Here is a 2,048-nt window from a genome sequence, read left to right as displayed (position 1 = left end):
TACTCCAGCTGTAGATCGAGATCTTGCTCGTTGCGCTTGTCGCTTCGGCTGACCTGTAAGGCGCGCAAGGATGCCTGGCAGAGTGGCCACCGGGATGCAGTCGCACGGCAGTGCCGCGGTTTCAACAATCTGGGCAGTACGGGCCAGCGGGCGCCTCCGGAAAGTCAGAGCGTCCGTCCAGCCACCCGCAGAGCCGTTCGGCCAGTGTGAGGTTTTCGGGGAACAGGGCGTGCCCGTGTTCAGGGCATCGTGCGTTGGGATCCCAACCCCACATGCGGCCTTCTGGGGTGCTGTAGTCGACGAGGGACCAGATCGCACAGCCCCACGTCAGAAGCGGTACCACAGACGGCGGGTGGTTGGGGGTTCCGCGCCAGCCCAGGTACTCCTCCAGTAGCCGACCGCTGTCGCTGAAGCTGTAGGTCGTGTCGGTAAGGGACAAAGCCTCACCCCAGCGGCCGAACCCACCGTCGGCGACTTCGAGATAGATCCGCTTGAGGAGCGGCGGCATCGGATGCCCCACTGCGGTCTCAAGCTCGGCCACGGCCTCGGGCGACGCAGGTGGTGGCAGCTCGCCAGCCGCATTCTGCTCTCGGATCCTGTGGATGATCTCGTCGTCGGTCATGCCGACATTCGTAGCAGCTGCCACTGACGGCTTGCCCGGGCTGCCCGAGGCAACTGATTGCGGCCACCGTTGATCATTGTGAGTTGTGTGGACTGACGATGAGACGGTGGCCGCAGGTCACAGCATAGATCCCGCGCGCTGGCGGGAGGCGTTCGAGGGCCTGATGGGGCGGATCGCGGGCCGATTCAAACGGGTTGAGCCCCGGCGCCGGGCCGGGCGGCTGGTGCTGGGTCTGCTGTCGGACCTGCCGCGGAAGAACTGCTGGACGATCGCGGAGTGGGCCGGGGAGGCCGGCCCGCACGGCATGCAGCATCTGCTGTGCCGGGCGGTCTGGGATGCCGATGCCGTCCGCAACGACGTGCGCGAATACGTCGTCGAGCACCTCCACGACGAGGATGCGGTGCTGGTCGTCGACGAGACCGGGGACCTGAAGAAGGGCACCCACACCGCCGGTGTTCAGCGCCAGTACACCGGCACCGCGGGGCGGATCGAAAACTCCCAGGTCGCGGTCTACCTCGTCTACGCGGGCGAGCGGGGACACGCGGCGGTGGACCGGGAACTGTACATCCCGCGCTCCTGGACGTGCGACCCGGGCCGCTGCCGGGCGGCGGGGCTCGGCGAGGACACCGCCTTTGCGACCAAGCCGGACCTGGCCCGGGCGATGATCGAACGGTTCCTGGACGCCGGACACCGCATCGGCTGGGTCACCGGGGACGAGGTCTACGGCGGCAACCCGACACTGCGGACGGCGCTGGAGGAACGCGGCATCGGCTACGTTCTCGCGGTGGCCTGCTCGACCGAAGTGCCCACCGGCGCAGGCACGTTCCGTGCTGACGCCCTGGTGAAGAAGGTACCGAACCGGGCCTGGCAGAAGCTCCCGGCCGGACGCGGCGCGAAGGGGCAGCGGTTCTACGACTGGGCCGTCATCGACCTCGCCGAAGCGTCACCGGGCCGCCACCAGCTGCTGATCCGCCGCAACCGCACCACCGGCGAACTCGCCTACTACCGCTGCCACACCACCACGTCGGCGTCCCTGGCCACCCTGGTCAAGGTCGCAGGTTCCAGATGGCGAGTGGAGGAAACCTTCCAGAGCCAGAAGGGGCTGGCCGGGCTGGACGAGCACCAGGTCCGCCGCTACCCCTCCTGGACCCGCTGGGTCACACTCGCCATGCTCGCGCACGCCTTCCTCGCTGTCGTCCGCGCCGACGAACACGCACACCGACCCACACCAGACGACCTGATTCCACTGACCTGCAACGAAATCCAGCGCCTGTTCATCACCGTCGCTGTCCGACCCGATCACGGCCCGGCCCACCGGCTCGGCTGGTCCACCTGGCGCCGCCGCCACCAGGCACGATCACGAGCCAGCCATTACCGACGACAAACCGCATCCCAGACATGAAGATCACGATCTACAGCTGGAGTA

The 2,048-nt window shown here is 67.6% G+C and carries 2 protein-coding genes; one reads left to right on the top strand and one right to left on the bottom strand.

Translation table 11 applies throughout. From position 1 onward, the window contains the following. Positions 1 to 121 precede the first annotated feature (121 nt). Positions 122 to 622, bottom strand: coding sequence for an SMI1/KNR4 family protein (locus ACH5AO_RS37190; protein WP_398932564.1), 501 nt, complete (start codon positions 620 to 622; stop codon positions 122 to 124). A 163-nt stretch (positions 623 to 785) separates the two neighbouring features. Here ACH5AO_RS37190 and ACH5AO_RS37185 point away from each other — a divergent pair, with 163 nt between their 5' ends. Further along, a complete protein-coding gene (locus ACH5AO_RS37185) occupies positions 786 to 2,024 on the top strand; it encodes an IS701 family transposase (protein WP_398932566.1) in 1,239 nt (412 codons plus the stop codon). The last annotated feature ends 24 nt before the right edge of the window (positions 2,025 to 2,048 follow it).

The organism is Streptomyces sp. NPDC018964, assembly GCF_044390325.1.
GTDB lineage: Bacteria > Actinomycetota > Actinomycetes > Streptomycetales > Streptomycetaceae > Streptomyces.
This window is presented reverse-complemented; position numbering and strand designations above follow the sequence as displayed.